Raw genomic sequence first — 16726 nt, forward strand, 5'->3', positions numbered from 1 at the left:
CATGATTTTACCACAGCCCCTCGTCAGCGCCAATGCGGCAGGCATGAGATGGGACCAGGCTTAGTTACAACCCGTGCATGTCCCAACGGTTCCGGCGTATGATCCTTTGGAGATGAAATACGCTGAATCCGTGCCATTGGTCTGCAGATTCACATGATAGTGATAGACAGCCGTGGACGGACTATCGACCGTCACTCCAGTGTGCCCGCCAGCTGCATCCAGCGTCGGTGTGGTGCCATCGGTATCAAGTCGGCCGTAGATGGGAAGACCATCGCGCATGACACCGACGAAGGCTGAGTCGGCCTGCGTGATTGCTGTGGGTTCGGAATGGAAGTGATAGTTGCCTGTGCCTTGCGGATGCCCTTCGCACTTGTCAAAGGTTGCCGCTTCATCATAGATATCATCGCCAGGTGCTGCGAAGTTACCGAAGATGCTGACACCCGAAACCGCGACACCAATCGTGGCACCCGATACAGTCGTGGTCGAAGCCGCTTTCGCTCCGGTCATGGGCACAGTGACGAGAAGTGTCTGAGCTGAGATTTTACTCGGATTGGTCTTGCGACCGGTAGCCGAGAAGGCCTCGTAGCATGCATCGGTCGTTGCATAATACTGAGATTTGGTATCAGGGCGGCTATCGGTGGAAATTTGAACGTTGGTCCCTGACTTGGTCAAGGTCACGCGACATGAGAATTTCAACCAGTAGCCGGACAGACCTTGCGCTGTTCGCGATGCCTGGCAGGAGCTGGTATCACGCGTCAGGACACTGCAGCCATAGGAATTGGCCGTGGATGCTGCGGTCGTATTTGCCGTCAACGCGCAGGATGTCGAGGTGCTGCCATCCGTGTTCGTCGTGGTGGTCGTGTCGTCTTCAGTCGTGACCGTGGTCCCGTCCGTCTTCACCGTAGTGGTGGTGGTTGTACCATCAGGTTTTTTTCTTCTGGTCACTTTGGTCCCATCAGGCATTGTGGTCGTCGCCGTCGTGGTTCCATCACTGGCTGTCGTCGTGGTCGTAATGCTGCCGTCTTCTTCGGTGGTCGTCGTGGTGTCTTCGTCTGTTGTCGACGCCGCGTCTTCGGTTGTTGTATCCGAGCAACCAACCGGAAAAGGCAGTACAGCCAGGCATAGGAACGTAAAAAGTCTGATGAGCATGTAATTTCCTCCTGTGTACCGTATCGTAAGATTCCGGAACATCTTAAGGATTCTCATGCATCTCGCGGGTTGGTGGATTTGATAAAAATGGAGGGAGACCCTATCGAATTCCACGGTCTGGTTGGATTTGTGGGGTGGGCGCCCGGGCGCCCATGGATCGGGGCCCGGCTATCGAATGGATCGGCTGCCTTTAAGCTTGCGGCTGATTCGCGGAAGCTTGCGGCTGCTGCTGTTGTTTCATACTTTGATCGTACAGCTGATCGAAGTTGATCGGAGCCAGAACCAGCGGAGGGAAGCTGCCCTTCAAGCAGAGGCTGTCGACCGTCTCACGCAGATAAGGGAACAGAATGGTCAAACAGAAGGTGCCCATCAGGCGACGGAGGTTGTCTCCTTCCAGACCTTTGATCACAAAAATCCCGGCCTGCTCCACTTCGATCACGAATGCGTTTTTATCACTATTCTTGGCCGTAATGGTCATTTCCAGAGAAACTTCGTAAGCTGACTCAGCAATCTTACGGTTCTTGGTCTGCATTTCGACATTGACCTGGGGCTTCCAGTTCTGGCCGAATACTTCAACGGGGTTCGGCGATTCGAAGCTGAGGTCTTTGACATAAATTCTCTGCAAGGCAACTTGTATTTCCTGGTCAGCCATGGCTACTCCTGATAAATGTCGGGCTGCTACTCCATAGGGAGCGGACGCTCACAGTAGCTGATGCCTGGCATTTGGGAAAGAGTTTTTTGCCCCGAAGCAGTGTCCGCCGGACCGAGGGGGAGCAGGTGAGACGAGGCCTTTTGTATTTTTGTATGATCCTGATATCCATGATTTTTATGAACCTGGTCGAGCCCCTTGATCGACTTATTTCGGAGTGGCTGCGTCTGCATTCCCTGCCGGTCTTTGCCGACATTATGGACCGCAGCATTTTTGAAGGTGAAGGGCTGGGCGCCGGTGATTTTGCCATTTTTCTGCAGGTTGCTGGACTTCTGCTGTGGTTGGGTAGTTTTCTGTCGGTTGCTCCACAACAGTTACGACGCTGGCGCGCGGCCCTCGGTTATATTCTGGCCACTTCGATTCTGACGGCCCTGTGGGTTCACCTTTTCAAAGGTGTGGTGGCAAGGCCCCGACCCTATGAACTTGCCACAAGCGTCAGCAGTTGGGATGGATGGAATGAACGCCTGCTGCAGGGCTGGGGCCGCGGCAGTTTTCCGAGTGGTCATACCGCCAATGCTATCAGCCTTCTGACGTTCTGCTATGCGTCTTATGCCATGGGTTTTAAAAAGCTGCCCTGGATCGGCGGTATCCTGGTCATGCTCCTGACTTTTGGTATGGCTGTGAGCCGTATTATGATCGGTGCGCACTGGCCCACGGACACACTCGCGTCCGTCGCGCTGGGTTGGGGGATCGCCCACCTGCGTTTTCGCAATTGGAACACGAGTATGGAGCCTAAGGATTGCTAAGAAAAAATTGGAAAGAATCGTTGATGGCCAGTCTCAGCACAGGAACCGGCTGGACGCTGGCTGTGCTTATCCTCTGGTTGGGCTTTATTTTTCATCTCTGGCTCGCGGCGCATTTCCCGTTGAGCAACGACGAAGCCTATTACTGGGATTGGGGGCAAAAGCTGCAGCTGAGTTACTACGATCATCCCCCCGGTATTGCCTGGGTCACATCCCTGAATAGTAAAATGGCTTCAGGGCTGCTCGGTGTGCGACTTCTGATTCCATTCATGCATACCCTGGCCGCCTTTTTCCTTTTGCAGTGCCTTCGTTATATTCATCCTGACTGGCGGCCTCGCGATTTTATGATGCTGAGCGCTGCCACAGTTCTTTGGCCTGGTTTTGGTTTGCTCGGTGTGTTTGCGCTGCCTGACGCGGGGCTTTATCCTTTTATCACAGCCGCTTTATGGTTAACGTTACGCTATCGCAATCAGGCAAAACTGGGAGTCAATCAAGGTTTTTGGTTGGGCGTTCTTCTGGGCATGGCCGGTCTGTTTAAGTACCATGCGCTTCCGGTCGGGGCCGGCCTGATGGTGTCCTTGCTATGGTTGCGTCGCTATAATCTGCGGCAGGATTTTTCTTTTTGGTGCAGTGTCCTGGTCTTCGGTCTCGTCATGACAACTCCAGTGTGGGTTTGGAATATTCAGAACGATTGGGCTTCGGTTCGTTTTCAAACGCAGCATGGGATGGGGGATCTTCATTGGCAGCCCGAAGGCGGCCTTCGGACTCTTTTAGGGCTTTTGATTTTTGTCACGCCCTGGTTTGCTTTGCTGATGTTGAGCACGATAGGACGACTGTGGAAGGAGGCGCCACGCCTGCCGCGAGGTGTGCCTTTGATTCTATTGGGCAGCAGTCTGCCCCTGATCGGCTTGATTCTAGTGATCAGCTTTTTTAAACCTGTTTTGCTCCACTGGATCATGCCTGGATTCTGGCTGCTCCTACCCGCCCTGATTGCGCTCTATGGAGAAGCGGTGGCGCGATCCAAGCGAAGCTGGATTCTGGCGGCTGGGCTGAGTGTGCTGCTGCCGAGTCTTTTGGCCCGGAAGGATTTTCGCAAAAGTCTCTTGGCTGTTTTGGAGCATAACGCAGGGCCTTTGATGGAACTCACGCTCTGGTCCGATTTAAACTCTGGTGTGCAGAGCGTAACGAAGCCTATTCTTCAGCATCTGCCGGAGCATTGTCCTGTGGACGGTTACCTGGCCGGACAGCGCTGGTATGTCGTAGCGCAGCTTCATTTTTTGAATAAACGCATGCCTGTCATATCCCTGGATCGCAATCATCCTTCGTATTACACGTTTCGTGATGCCGGATTGAATTGGGCGGATTGTCCCGTAACGCTGGTGATTCTGGAAAAGAATTATCGGCCGGAATTATTAAGCGACATGATCGCGGTGGAGCGGGTGGAACCGGTACCCTTGCGTTACCATGCTTCGCAAAAATATCTGGCCGTGTTCGGGAAGCTGATCGCGCCGCCGGCGGACGTCCTGCAAAGCAGGAAAAACAAATGAGCCCACCGGAGTGGGCTCTTGAGGAGAGAAATTTACTTCGCAGGAGCTGGCGGCACAGGTGGACGCTCAGGTTTTGCGATCACAAAATCAGGGCTGCTGGTCGGATTGAAAAGATCAAACCCTGCAGCTTCCGTGATTTTGGTCGTGTCGATCTGATACTCACCGGTCGTTGCATCCTGACGAACGCACTGGCGCGACACCAGGTTGCCGTGCTGGGAGTTGGCCCAGGTCGAGGCTTTGGTCGCATCGGTCAGGCTTGGAACGGTCCAGTAAGCTTCGGTCGTATCTTTCACGTTATTGTTATTGGCGTCTTTGTAATACACCTTGGGGGTTCCGCCCGCATCCTTGCCGCTGGCAAAGAAGGGATGGTAAAAACCATTGGGTGAGAGAGCGATAGCTTCCTTGATCGAGCGGCGGATACTCACGGAATCAGCCATGTGGGTGACTCCCAGGACAGCACCGCTCATACCGCAACCATGCAAACCGGCATCATCTTTTTCAATGGCAAATACCATGCCGCGAGCGGCTTCTGTGTAGTTTCCACCTGGATTCTGCCAGTATTCGAAGTTACCTGTGTTGTCATCGACGTTCATACTGTAACCGACAAACAGCATGCCATCCACAGCGTCGTTGGCCTGCTGGAAGTACTGGCTGGTTGTTGGGTTCTTGTACTTACCGTAGTTCGTGTCGGTGGATGCCACTGTGAAATCAGCATTCACGTTGTAATTGACAACTCCATCATCACCGGTGGCGAGGGTGGCAAGATCCGCATGAAAGCGGGCGCTGCGCAGCTCGGCATTGATGACGTTTTTGCTATCTTCGGCAGTTTTGTTGTAGGTCACGCTGATGATATGAGTTTTCGAACTCTGGCTAGGAGCAGGGCCCTGCAGCGCCGCCGCCGTGGTCGCCCGAGTCAGAGTCATGACACCATGATACGCGGTATTGTCATCCGAATCAGGTGCGTGGGAAAGCGAATACTTCTGAGCAAAGGTGCCCTTGTCGTTTTTCATCGAGATCACGATGGAAACTTTGAAGATATCCTTACCATCCGCATCAACTTCCTTGCTCATCGTCGCTTCAGAGACCGTGATTTCCGGCTTGCGTGCATCGGTGCTGCTGTCCATGGCGTCGTCCAGCGTCTCTTTGAGATCCACGCCTTCTTCCGTTTCTGCAGCTGCGACATCGACATCGTCTTTGACAGCCTGGCAGATCATACCTTGTTGCAAACCCAGGCCCATATCGATCAGGTTTTCGATTTCCTTGATCTGGGCACGAGCAAAGGACACAAGGCAGGCTTCGGTGCTGCCGGTGACTTTAGACTTGCCGTCCGCAGTTCCGTAGAGGCTATTTTGCTTACCGACGATCATTTCCTGGTCGAATTCGTAGCAGGTTTCATCGACCTGTTTAGCTGGGCGCAGGAAGACAGGTGGAAGACAGGTTGCAGCCGTACCATCGAGGTATGATTCCGCTTCTGCGGCTTTGGCTGCCAGGGTCTCAGGGGCTTCTTCGTCTGCAAGTCTGAGGGCCGAACCTGTTTCCGTTGGGAACACAGCAAGGGCCAGTGCGCCGGGATAGGCCATATTCATGGTACTGGCGACTTCACCTGCGATGGTGGTTGCGACCACCGTCGCATCATCTGCTGATGACGAACTTTTTCCGCAAGCGACCAAGGCGCACGATGCACCGAGTAGGCCGCTCAGAATTTTTCCGGACTTGATTTTTTTCATGCGCTGTCTCCTGCAAGAACCGACTCGTAATAAAGACCCCTTCGGTTTGCGAGACGGTTCCCATCATTACGTTGCGGTAAAGGTGTTAACCCCATGAAGGCCTACAGCAAATGACCGCTGATACTTCTTTTGTATGACCATTCCCGACTTGCCTTTCCTCATGACTTTGGCGAATATGGACAACCGGGATGGACCTTGGGTAAGAATGATCAGGACGCCTATGAAAATATTATGCAGTCTGATGTTTCAGCTGTTTTGGGTTTCTTCTCTTTTTGCTGAAGCCAGTTGGTTTACGCCTGCCGATGCGCCCAAGGAACCGCAGAATGTTTACTGGCGCCCCCTGGTATCGCTGCTTCTGCCTGGCTTTGATCAGTACGCTCAAGGTCATTACACTTCGGGCCTTCTCTATTCTTCCGCATGGATAGGGGCCAACGTTTGGTATCAGGATCGCCTGGAACGCCTGGAGGACGATCAGGATGCGATGCAGTGGGATCTATGGTCCGAGCGGCAGCAGGATGATTACAGGAATCATCGGGAGCTGCCGCGGCAGGCGACGCTAGCCGGGCAGTATATAACGGCTGTTGGAGCGATGAGCGCCTGGCACTCCTTTCGTTCGGCAGTGGAAACGCAAAAACCCCTGGGCCGCTATGAATTTCTGCAAACGGAAGAAACACCCATGGATCTGCTTGCGGCACCCTTTCAGTTTTCGCATCTGCAGCGTTCCACGACCTGGGCTCCCTTATTGATTGCAGCCGGTTTAGGGGCGCTCAGCAGCCAGGCGTTGCCCGAAGATTATCAACGCGATCCCTATACGTCGTCGGACGCGGCCTATGCCAGCGTTCTTTCTTATAATGCCGGGGTTTCGGAGGAGGCCCTGTTTCGAGGTTATTTACAGCCTTTACTATATGAATCCTGGCGCTCCCCATTCTGGGCCAATGCGGTCCAGGCCACTGTTTTTGGCTTGGCTCATCGTTCCACGATTGAACGGCCTTTTGCTCAGATCGGCATGGGATATTATTTGGGCTGGTTACAGCAAAGGCGCGGCTGGACGTTAAGTGAAAGTATCTTCGTTCATACCTGGTGGGATGTGATCGTGCTCTCCAGTGCTTATCTCGTGCGTTTGAAGGATGATAAGCGTGGACCGCCGCCTGTGCTCTGGTTGCCTGCCGTTTCCTGGCTCTGGTGAATCCAAACGGGTTGGTAGGTTTTTGAAATAAAGCTCTTTAGCATGCGAATTTTCAAGCGAAAAGCGCCGCAAGTTAAGAAAATTCCCAAATCATCCGATCGCAACTAGACAGGTTAGTACAACCAGGACGGCTGGCGCCGGGGGATCAGGAAAGGTCTTACGCATGCGGGATTATAAACGTTCCAGGCTACAGGGCCGCGATGCCCTTGGTAGCGCCACAGATTCGCCCCAGTTGCCTTTCTATTCCCAGCTGCCTGAAGAATTTCTGGATCCCAAGCTTTTGATCCGTTTGAGTCACGCCCGTTGCCTGGAATGGCAATGCCTGCCCATTTGTGAGGATTCAGCTGGCGTCACGATTGCCACCCATGCCCAGACGTCCATAGAGATGCTCACGGAGCAACTGTCCCGCTTTTTTGACAAGCGCATCCACTGGGTCATCTGTCCTGAAACCTATTTACAAGCAGCCATCCATCGTGCCTTCGGGTTCTACCAGCGTTGAATCGCCGCTGCCAATCCAGGAAAATCGGTCGCCGCGCCCGGCTCTTTACCCTATAATGGCCCGGGCGATACACGAGGCAACGGAGCATTTCTGTGAATTTTTGGCGTTTTCCCCGTAAAATCCTGGTCTGTTTCATCCTGCCAATTCTCATTTTGAGCGGGTGTGCTTATAAGCGCATGATCTTTAATAATCTCGACTGGCTTGTGGTTTATCAGATGGATAGCTATCTGGATCTCACATCAGCCCAGGAAAAAAGCATCAAGGTCCCCGTGCAGGACACTGTGGATTGGTTGAAGGCGGAACGTCTGCCGGCGATCACCGATCTTTTGCGTGATGTGCAGACGGCCGTGCAGGCTCGCAAGATCGATGCAAAATCCTATGAAAGCTGGGTGAAACGTGTCAGTGTCTGGCGCCTGGAAGTGACCGAACGCATCACACCACCTTTGTCCACCCTGCTCAAGCAACTGGATGCATCGCAGATCGATCATCTGGAGCGTAAACTGGCCAAGTCTGACAAAAATCTCGTGAACCTTCTGGAACGCAGTGACAGTGAGTTCCCCGACGAGTTTGCGGATTATGTGGACGAGGCTGCAGCCGGTTACAAGTTTTGGGTTGGCAAACTTCGTAAGGATCAAAAGGCGCTGCTCGTCGATAAACTCGGCTGGAATCGAGCCATGCTCACCGAACAGTTGAAGCAGCGGCGCCAGGCCCGACAATTTTGGATCGAACTTTTGAAAAAACGCGATCGGGACCAGCTTGCAACTGCTATTCGCAATTCGGCCCATCCGGAAGGCAGCTTTCGCGACCCCGATCATCTGCGCTTTCGCAAGGAATCCCAGGAACGAGCGCAGGGCTTTTTAATCGCGCTGTTTGCGAGTCTTGATCAGGAGCAATGGCAGCATCTGGAGAAAGTGGTCAAAGAATTGGTCGTGGATATGGAAGCGTTGAATATGGCTGAAAGGAGTGGCAGCTGATGCTGAAGGTCTATGGCAATCCTAACACGCGCACCATGCGTGTCCTTTGGCTCCTGGAGGAATTGCAGGTCCCTTCAGAACTGCAACCCGTCGATCTTCGGAAGGGCGAGCATCATCATCCTGACTACTGGCGCATCAATCCGTTTGGCAAAGTCCCCTGCATTGCCATCGAAAGCTTCAGTCTGGCCGAAACATCCGCCATCTGCACCTGGCTTGCCGATCAGCATCGGGAACGGGAGTTGATTCCCGCGGCCGGAAGTCGGGCTCGCGGGACGCATGATCAGTGGCTTTCCTTTGCTTTGACAGAACTTGAAGCCCCATTGTGGTTGGTGTTGAAAAACACGAAACTGCTTCCTGAGGTGCAGAGGGTGCCCGCAATTATTCCGCAAGCTCTGGATGATTTCGCAAGATCCTGTCGCATCTTCGCCGCGCATATGCAGGCTCGGCCCTTCGTGTTGGGCGACAATTTTCAGGTCGTGGATATTTTCATGACGTCCCTGGTCAGCTGGGCTCAATCGCTGGATGCGCCGGGGCTGGATAAGGGTTTGGTCGAATACCGGGATCGCATGACCCAAAGACCAGGCTTTCAACGCTTTCGTGAGAAATACCTGGAGCCTGCCCTCTAGTCTCTATCCTATGCAGATGCTTTTCAATGATGGCCACAAGTTGCCTGGCCTCGATCGGTTTGGTGAGATAATCACTGAAACCGACATCAAGGGCTTTGGCTTTATGGTCATGCAGGGCTCACGATGGGCGTCTATCAATTATGCCCAAGATAAGGGAAAAACGCTGCGTATGCCTCTGGATTTCTCATGCCGAATCAATCCAGGCCCTTGGTATGAGCGGTCAGGCGCTTTTTTTCAAAACAAAAAGGTCAATGGAAGCTGGGACCGAACGGTGACTGGCGCGAGGCGTATAACGATCGGCACTCAGGTGATAGGTCATCGGTCGGCTAATGAGAATTTCACCCGGCTCGGCTTCTTCCTGTAATTTATGGGCGACATTCACCGCCTCACCCAGGGCCATATACTCCATACGCGCCGCATGCCCGATGCTGCCTACCACGGCCAGACCCTGATGAATGCCGATACGAACCCGCAGATGCCAGTTCAGGTCCGGGGGAAGATCAAGATTGATGTTCTGAAGGCGGGCCAGGATTGCTTCCGCACAGGCCAGAGCTTGCTGAGCCTGAACACTCGCCTGGGTGTTGCCTGTATCGCCGAAGATAATCATCACAGCATCACCCACGTAACGTTCAATCAAACCGTTCTGAGCAAAAGTTTCCTGAGTGGTGGCCACCATAAAGCGGTTGAGAATGCGGGAAATTTCGGTGGTGCCCAGATTTTCCGTGGCTTCGGTAAAGCTGACGATATCGATAAACAACGCGGTGACAAGCCGTTGCTCGGGCTGCTCATGCCAATGCATACGACCCTGCAAAACCTCACGGATCACCTGGGGTGGCATAAAGCGCTGCAAAACCTGGGTCGCCAGATAATGATTCATGCGCCGCAGCTCCATCATATTGCGGATCACCTTGATGCTGATCCAAAGACTGACTCCAGTGAGGACCAGCAGCAGGGCCGCCAGGCCAAAGCGTTGGCCGAGCTGCAGCCGGAGTGATTGGGTTTTTATAGCTTCCAGACGCAGGTTTTCACTGGCCGTCTCCTGCTGCACGGTCAACGCTCGGGTTTTCTCCTTTTCGGCCTGCAGACCCAGTCGGGCGGCTTCGGCTTGGTAGGTTTCCTGAGCAAAGCCCTCGTGCCAGGCCCGCAGGCGAATGGCATGATCATGCAAGGCATCATAGGCCCGGGGATAGTTTCGCAGGCCATAGTAGGCCTGGGCCTCCAATTCGCGGGCTATAATGTGATCATAAATCAAAGACGCCGGCATGAGCCGACGGAATGTTTCCACCGCCGCAAGCGTTTTTTGCCATTGACCTGACTTGGCATAAATCATTGCCGCTTTGATTTGCGCGTCGCCCAGCCACTCTTCGTCCAGTTCGGGTTGAAAATAGGTCAAGGCATTTTGTAGCAGCAGCAACGCAGCCTGAGTTTGATTCGCTCGATTCAGAAGATTGGCCTGGGCAATCAGGACGGATCCGTGCAGGCCGCTGGCTGGAAGATTCCTGAGAAGATCCAACGCTTTTTGCAGAGCCTGGGATGCCGCGCGATCACCCTCACGGGTCTTGAGCCAGGTATGCATGACGCCCAGATTATAGCTGGTGTTGGCTTTGAAATAACGCAGAGGCATGGGTTGAATAAGTTGCCAAAGATCCTGAAATGCTGTGACGGATCGATCGGCAAACTTACGATAATCGGTTCGATGCGCGAAGCTTTCATAAATCGTCGCACGGTAGAGTAGCGGAGCGGTTTCATCATCGGCAATCTGTTTCAGCTTTAAATCATAATAGGCTCGCTCCCGGTATTCCAGAAAATCATAAAGAAGAATCTGCGAAATAATCTGCGCATCGAGGGAACGTTGTTCCGTGGAACGCAGAAATTCCTTGAGGGGCGTGACATCGCGATGTTCGCCCTGCAGGAGCCGGTGCGCCAGGCTCATGGCCTCGAGTACCGCGGCCCCATCCAACCAGCCCTGTTGGCGAGCCAGCCGTGCGCCGTGCAGAAGGTCAGAAGGATTTTTGATGGCGCTGATATCATGTAAACTCATTTCGGCCAGGCCGATCGCCACCATGCACGGAGCCATCAAGGGTTTGGTTCGATCCCGAAGGCTGGCCAGATCATGACGGCTTTGCTCCAAAAGAGTGACCGGATCGTCCGCAGCCTGATTCAGGAGTTGACTGAGGCTGGCATTCGATTTCAGGCAAGGCCCGGCCCACAGGGAACCACTCCCGAGCCAGAGACCAATAAGGACCAGTAGCCTCATGAGACAGCCTCCTGTTCCCCATGGCGAACCCAGATATAGAGCGCCTGATGCAGTTCAATGCCTTTTAAAATAAAATGGCCCATCAGACGGTATTCATCATCCTTCAAAATCAGCGCAATAAGTTCGCTGACCACGATATCACCAGGCGCCGCCAGCCCTTCAATGCGCGAAGCCATGTTCACCGTGGCCCCGATCGCAGTATAGTCTGTTCTCTGTTCACCACCGAAGAAGCCCACCAGTGCAGGCCCATGGTGGATGCCGATCGCCAGCTGCAGATAAAGCCCATGAGGCAAGGACCAGGTTTTTTGGAGCTGATCCAGACGCATGATCATGGCTTCGGCGCACCGCGTAGCCGACCGAACCTGGGACTCATCATCCATGGGCAGAGGCGCTCCGAACAGGATCATCAGCGTGCCTCGATTGAATTTATCGATGGTGCCACCGTGAGCAAAGATGACTTCGCTCATGGCTTCCAGAAACAGATTCAAGGCCTCGGCCAGGTGATTGGGGCCCAGTTTCTGGATGAGGTCCTCGAAGTGTGGAATGCGGGCAAAGACCACGGTGATGTCATAGCGCTTTGGATCCTGCTCCACATGCTTTTCCCCCGCCGCGATCGCATGGGCAAGGGCTGGTGGCACAAAACGCTGGAGCAGGTTTTCCCGGATATGCAGGTGGACATCATGAGTTTTTTGGTGCAGCTTTCTGCCGACGAGGGTCAGCACGATGATCAGGATGAGGAGAAGCAGCGCTCCACGGATCAGAATATCCAGGGACTTCTTCCGACCGGTTGTGATCTGCTGGAGTTGCTCTTCCACAAGGGTTTTACGACGTTTGGCTGCCGCTTCAACTTCCAGGGCCAAACCCCGGGCCTGTTCCAAATCGATCTGATTGTCAATGAGTCGGGCATTGACCTCTGAACTTTCGTTGGCAGCTAGGGTTTCATGATAAAGCTTGAGGTGTTGCTCCAGCTTCGCATAGGCTTCCTTCGGCTGATTCAAAGCTGCCAGGGCTTGCTGCTGCAGGTCCAGAATTTCCAGTTGATCCTGCTTATAGTTTTCTTTGAATATTTTTTGAGCCTGCTCAAGACCAGTCAGTGCATCCTTGTAATGCTGGAGGCCTAGATGCGCTCGCGCCATCTTCTTATAAGTATCACCGAGCCAAACTTCAGATTTTAGCTTTTGAAACAGCTGGAGAGCTTTCTGCAACCATTCGAGCGATTCCTGGTGCCGACCTTTTTTATGATAGTAAACGCCAAGCGCCGACATGGATGTTGCCATGGTCATGGTTTCATCGATCTCAGTGGACATGGCAATGGCATCGAGCAGCAGAAGTTCGGGATCCAGGTCGGGGAACGACTTGCCCATGCGGGTGAGCAGGAGCGAGGTGTTGGATTTGGCCGAGGCCAGGAAATAACGAGGCCGGGTTTTTTCGAGGGCTTTGATGATATCGCGGTACATGCCCAGGACCTGGTCCTGGCTTGCATTCATAGGGAGGATGGCCACACAATTATGCAGAATTTCCAGCCAGTCGTAGGTCCCGATATTCAGGTCCTGCGGCTTGATTTTTGGGATGTCCTTGAGTTTGCCAAGACCTTCCTTGGTATTGCCCGTATCGATCAGAATCCACGCCAGCTCCGTCAGGATCAAAAGCTCAACGCCCTTCTGCTTCAGCTGCCTGGCCTCTTCAATCATATCGATATAAATTTTCTTGCGGGCGGTGAAATTTTCAGGATTATGCTGAACACCCTGCATCAGACGGAAGCGCTTGACGAAGAGATATTCGCGATAAAACTGACGGTCATAAGCCGTTTTCTCGGCAAAAGCGAGCTCATCCGCCTTGGGAATCGCGGCCTCATTGGTTTCCGAACGCAGCAAAGCCACAAAACCTGTGATCCATTCCTTGAAACGCTTGTCCCGATCCACTTGCGGCAGCTCTTTTTGCAGCCACCGGGCCAGCTGATGCGGGGCATCGTACTGGGCGAACTCAATGGTTTCAGGTTGTCCAAGGTCATAGGCAAAAAGAGGCCCGGCGCCGCAGCACGCCAGCAAAAAAGTGAAAAGGATTTGGGTCCAGTTCATACCGCCTCAAAATTCCGTAAGCATACGGATGATTTATCGGCGGACTGGGCAGGGATATGTGGCCAGGAAAGGGAAAGATGTCTTACGTTTTGAGCAGGAACCTAGAGAGTCAGGCCTTCAAGCTTTAACATGAAGGCATATTCCTGAGCGACTTCCTTGATCACTGCGAAACGTCCGGAAGCGCCGCCATGTCCTGCTGTCAGATTAGTACGCAGGAGTATGGATGTCGGAGCTTTATTGTGATCACGCAGCTTCGCAACCCACTTTGCCGGTTCCCAGTATTGAACCTGCGAATCATGCAGACCCGTGGTGACCAGCATATGCGGATACTTTTGATCCTTGACGTTGTCGTAAGGTGAATAGGATTTCATGTAATCATAGAATTCTTTTTTACGAGGATCGCCCCACTCATCGTATTCGCCGGTCGTCAGAGGAATGGTTTCATCCAGCATCGAGCTGACGACGTCGACAAAGGGCACCTGCGCAATCACGCCTTTATAGAGGTCAGGCCTTAGGTTGATGATCGTGCCCATCAAAAGACCGCCCGCGCTGCCGCCCATGGCGTAAAGGTGATCGGGCGAGGTGAAGCCCTGATCGATGAGCCATTGGCTGCAGTCGATAAAATCGTGGAAGGTATTTTTCTTGTTCAAAAGTTTGCCGCTTTCATACCAGGCGCGTCCCATTTCCGAACCACCACGGATATGAGCGATGGCAAACACAAAACCGCGATCCAGAAGACTGGCGCGAGCCGAACGAAAGGATGGTTCCATGGAAAATCCATAGGAGCCGTAGCCATAGATCAGGGCCGGATTCTTGCCGTTTTTTTGCAGACCTTTTTTATATACAAGTGACACGGGGACGTCAACGCCGTCGCGAGCTTTGACCATGACGCGTTCGGTCGCATAGGCATTGGGGTCATAGTTATTGACCTTGGTTTGCTTGATTTCCCGACTCTGCTGGGCAGCAAAATCCCAGGCGTAGACCGTATTGGGCCTGGTCAACGATTGGTAGGCGTAAAGATAATCCTTGGTATCATATTCAGCGTTGATGTAAGGCGACACCACATAAGCGGCCTCCTGGAAGGGGATGTCACGGACGGATCCATCCTTCCGGCTTAAAATACGCAAACGGCTGAGACCGCCTTCACGTTGGTTCAGGACGATATGACTATCAAAAACTTCCAGGCCCTCGATTAAAATCTGGGGACTATGAGCGACCAGGGTTTTCCAATGGGCCATCCCAGGCTTATCACGGGTGGTTTCCATGACCTGGAAATTTTGCGCGTTCGAGTTGGTTAAAATGATCAGGCGGTCCCCGCCGTCTTCAACGGAGTATTCCAGGCCTCGCACCCGTTGCTGCACCAGAGTAGGTGTGCTCTTCACCTTATCCGTGGGGAGAAACCGAACTTCCGAGGTCGTGGTGCTGGTCGCATTGATAAAGAGCAGGCGCTCACTCAGACTCTTGCTGATCGAGAGTTCGAAGGTGTTGTCCTTTTCCTCATGGATCAGCTCACTTTTAAGGTCGCCGAGAGTGCGACGCAGGATCTGATAGGAGCGCAGGGTCGTGGGGTCCTGCCGTGCGTAAACCAGGGTCTTGCTGTCCTCGGCCCATTCAAAATTGCCTTTGGTTTTTTCAAGACTCAAAACCCGCTTGCCGGTTTTCCGATCGTACACCTCGATGGTGTAGAAGCGGCGACCCTGGGTGTCGACGGCATAGGCCATGTAGCGTTCGTCAGGACTGAGCGACGGTGCGGTCATGGCAAAGTATTTGTTGCCCCGGGCGCGGACGTTGCCATTCACCAGGATCTCTTCAGGCCCTTCCATGGCGCCTTTGCGTCGGCAATAGATCGGATATTCGCCCTCGCCTTCGGTGCGTGTGTAATAGGCATAGCCGTGATGCGAGTAAGGTGCGGATTGATCATTTTTTTCAATCCGGCCTTTGATTTCCTCATAAAGTTTTGTCTGAAGTTTTTCCGTGTCCTTCAGGACAAATTCTGTATAAGCATTTTCGTCTTTGAGGTGCTGAATGACTTTGGGATTCTGGCGATCGTGAAGCCACAGATAGGGATCGACGCGAACGTCACCATGCTTTTCCAGCTTTTTTTCCAGGCGCACCGTCTTCGGTGGAGCCATCGCCAGGCCCAAGCTTGAAGTGAACCCAATAGACGTCAAGAGGAGTGAGAGACGAAGCAACATCGCATTGACCTTTCCTGTCAAAAACCAGCTGCCATTGCTAGCATAGGACAGGTATTATTTCCAGCGGTTGTGCAGCCAAAAATAGTGTTCTGGGTATTTGCGGACTGCGCCTTCCACGACGCGGTTAAACAGCTCAGAATGCTGCAGAATGTCGTCACTGCGGTTGTCGCTGGTGACCAGATTCAACGCCGGCTCGAATTCCATCACATGCTCACCGAACGCCGTGCGATGCATATAGCCCGGAACGACGGGGGCGGGACGTCGGGCCCAGATCGCGGCAAAACTGGTATTGGTCTTGGCTGGCGTCCCAAAGAATGGCAGTCGGGGTTCGCCAGGGCGGGCTTGATCGATGACAAAGCCGACGATCTCGCCACGGTCCAGGACTTCACGGATGCCACGCATGCCATCGCCCGCACGCTCGCGCCGGATCCAATAAAAGCCATTTTTGAAACGCAGGCGCTCGACAAAGCGATTGGTGCCTTTGCCTCCCACTTTTTTCACCACGACGTAAGCGGGTTTAAAGGCCCGGGTGACCTTGGCTCCCATGGCCTCCCAGTTGCCGAGATGGAAGCAGAGGATATAGACGCCTCGGCCTTCCGCCAGTGCCGCACGCAGGTGTTCGCCACCACGAACCTCGATCCGTTCGGCAATGGGTTTGCGAATCGAAATCATGGTTTCAAAAATGCTCAAGATAAAGTTGAAAATCGACTGACGGGCAATCTGCTCTTTTTCCTGAGCCGACTTGCTGCTGCCGAAGGCCGTATCGATATTGCGAAGCATCAGTGATCGACGGATACGCAACCCGTCGAAGACAATCAGGGTGATAAAATGGGCCAGACTGACTAAAATACGATCCGGCAGCCGGCTGAGGCTTTGAGCCAAAGCGGTGAGAACGTGTTCCACGCTTAAGTCCTTATCAGTCATGGGGGAGTTATATCTTTTACCCATAAAGCTTTTAGGTCCCTCTTGTCCAGTAAAAAAACCCAGAGGTTACCTTTGTGGAATTTGCATGGACGAGGATTTGACGAAAGGCGAG

Annotated in this window: 13 protein-coding genes; 6 read left to right on the forward strand and 7 right to left on the reverse strand. The window is 53.3% G+C overall.

Annotated elements, in window-relative coordinates; genetic code table 11:
* Window positions 1-60: 60 nt before the first annotated feature.
* Both VE954_RS00865 and secB read right to left on the reverse strand, forming a co-directional pair.
* Window positions 61-1149, reverse strand: a complete 1089-nt coding sequence (locus VE954_RS00865) for a YHYH protein (RefSeq protein WP_324948665.1) — start codon at window positions 1147-1149, stop codon at window positions 61-63.
* Window positions 1150-1339: 190 nt separating this feature from the next.
* A complete protein-coding gene (gene secB, locus VE954_RS00870; RefSeq protein ID WP_324948667.1) occupies window positions 1340-1801 on the reverse strand; it encodes a protein-export chaperone SecB in 462 nt (153 codons plus the stop codon).
* 125 nt (window positions 1802-1926) lie between these two features.
* On the opposite strand from secB, the gene VE954_RS00875 reads away from it, so the two are divergent.
* Together VE954_RS00875 and VE954_RS00880 are read left to right on the forward strand one after the other, a co-directional pair.
* Complete coding sequence (locus VE954_RS00875; protein ID WP_324948669.1) at window positions 1927-2604, forward strand: phosphatase PAP2 family protein; 678 nt, start codon at window positions 1927-1929, stop codon at window positions 2602-2604.
* 23 nt (window positions 2605-2627) lie between these two features.
* Window positions 2628-4148, forward strand: coding sequence for an ArnT family glycosyltransferase (locus tag VE954_RS00880; RefSeq protein ID WP_324948671.1), 1521 nt, complete (start codon window positions 2628-2630; stop codon window positions 4146-4148).
* A 32-nt stretch (window positions 4149-4180) separates the two neighbouring features.
* On the opposite strand, the gene VE954_RS00885 is transcribed toward VE954_RS00880, so the two are convergent.
* Window positions 4181-5875, reverse strand: a complete 1695-nt coding sequence (locus tag VE954_RS00885) for a hypothetical protein (RefSeq protein ID WP_324948673.1) — start codon at window positions 5873-5875, stop codon at window positions 4181-4183.
* 220 nt (window positions 5876-6095) lie between these two features.
* Here VE954_RS00885 and VE954_RS00890 point away from each other — a divergent pair, with 220 nt between their 5' ends.
* The 4 genes from VE954_RS00890 to VE954_RS00905 all read left to right on the forward strand — a co-directional run bounded on the left by VE954_RS00890 (window position 6096) and on the right by VE954_RS00905 (window position 9160).
* Window positions 6096-7061 (forward strand): CPBP family intramembrane glutamic endopeptidase, encoded by a 966-nt coding sequence (locus tag VE954_RS00890; protein WP_324948675.1) that lies wholly within the window; start codon window positions 6096-6098, stop codon window positions 7059-7061.
* A gap of 163 nt (window positions 7062-7224) precedes the next feature.
* The gene (locus VE954_RS00895) at window positions 7225-7560 is read left to right on the forward strand and encodes a hypothetical protein (protein WP_324948677.1); all 336 of its coding nucleotides are present in this window, start codon (window positions 7225-7227) and stop codon (window positions 7558-7560) included.
* Window positions 7561-7652: 92 nt separating this feature from the next.
* Window positions 7653-8534, forward strand: a complete 882-nt coding sequence (locus VE954_RS00900; RefSeq protein WP_324948678.1) for a DUF6279 family lipoprotein — start codon at window positions 7653-7655, stop codon at window positions 8532-8534.
* The gene (locus VE954_RS00905) at window positions 8534-9160 is read left to right on the forward strand and encodes a glutathione S-transferase family protein (RefSeq protein WP_324948680.1); all 627 of its coding nucleotides are present in this window, start codon (window positions 8534-8536) and stop codon (window positions 9158-9160) included. Before VE954_RS00900 ends, VE954_RS00905 begins: the two co-directional genes overlap by 1 nt.
* A gap of 220 nt (window positions 9161-9380) precedes the next feature.
* Here the strand turns inward: VE954_RS00905 and VE954_RS00910 are convergent, their stop codons facing one another.
* From VE954_RS00910 to VE954_RS00925, 4 genes are all read right to left on the reverse strand, one after another.
* Entirely contained in the window at window positions 9381-11417 is a 2037-nt protein-coding gene (locus VE954_RS00910; RefSeq protein WP_324948682.1) for an adenylate/guanylate cyclase domain-containing protein, read from the reverse strand.
* Complete coding sequence (locus VE954_RS00915; RefSeq protein ID WP_324948684.1) at window positions 11414-13495, reverse strand: adenylate/guanylate cyclase domain-containing protein; 2082 nt, start codon at window positions 13493-13495, stop codon at window positions 11414-11416. The genes VE954_RS00910 and VE954_RS00915 overlap by 4 nt, the downstream gene beginning before the upstream one ends.
* Before the next feature lie 101 nt (window positions 13496-13596).
* Window positions 13597-15690, reverse strand: a complete 2094-nt coding sequence (locus VE954_RS00920) for a S9 family peptidase (RefSeq protein WP_324948686.1) — start codon at window positions 15688-15690, stop codon at window positions 13597-13599.
* A 54-nt stretch (window positions 15691-15744) separates the two neighbouring features.
* On the reverse strand, window positions 15745-16593 hold the full coding sequence (locus VE954_RS00925) for a lysophospholipid acyltransferase family protein (protein WP_324948688.1): 849 nt from the start codon (window positions 16591-16593) through the stop codon (window positions 15745-15747).
* Window positions 16594-16726 lie beyond the last annotated feature (133 nt).

It is taken from the genome of Oligoflexus sp. (assembly GCF_035638955.1).
In the GTDB taxonomy this organism is placed as follows: domain Bacteria; phylum Bdellovibrionota_B; class Oligoflexia; order Oligoflexales; family Oligoflexaceae; genus Oligoflexus.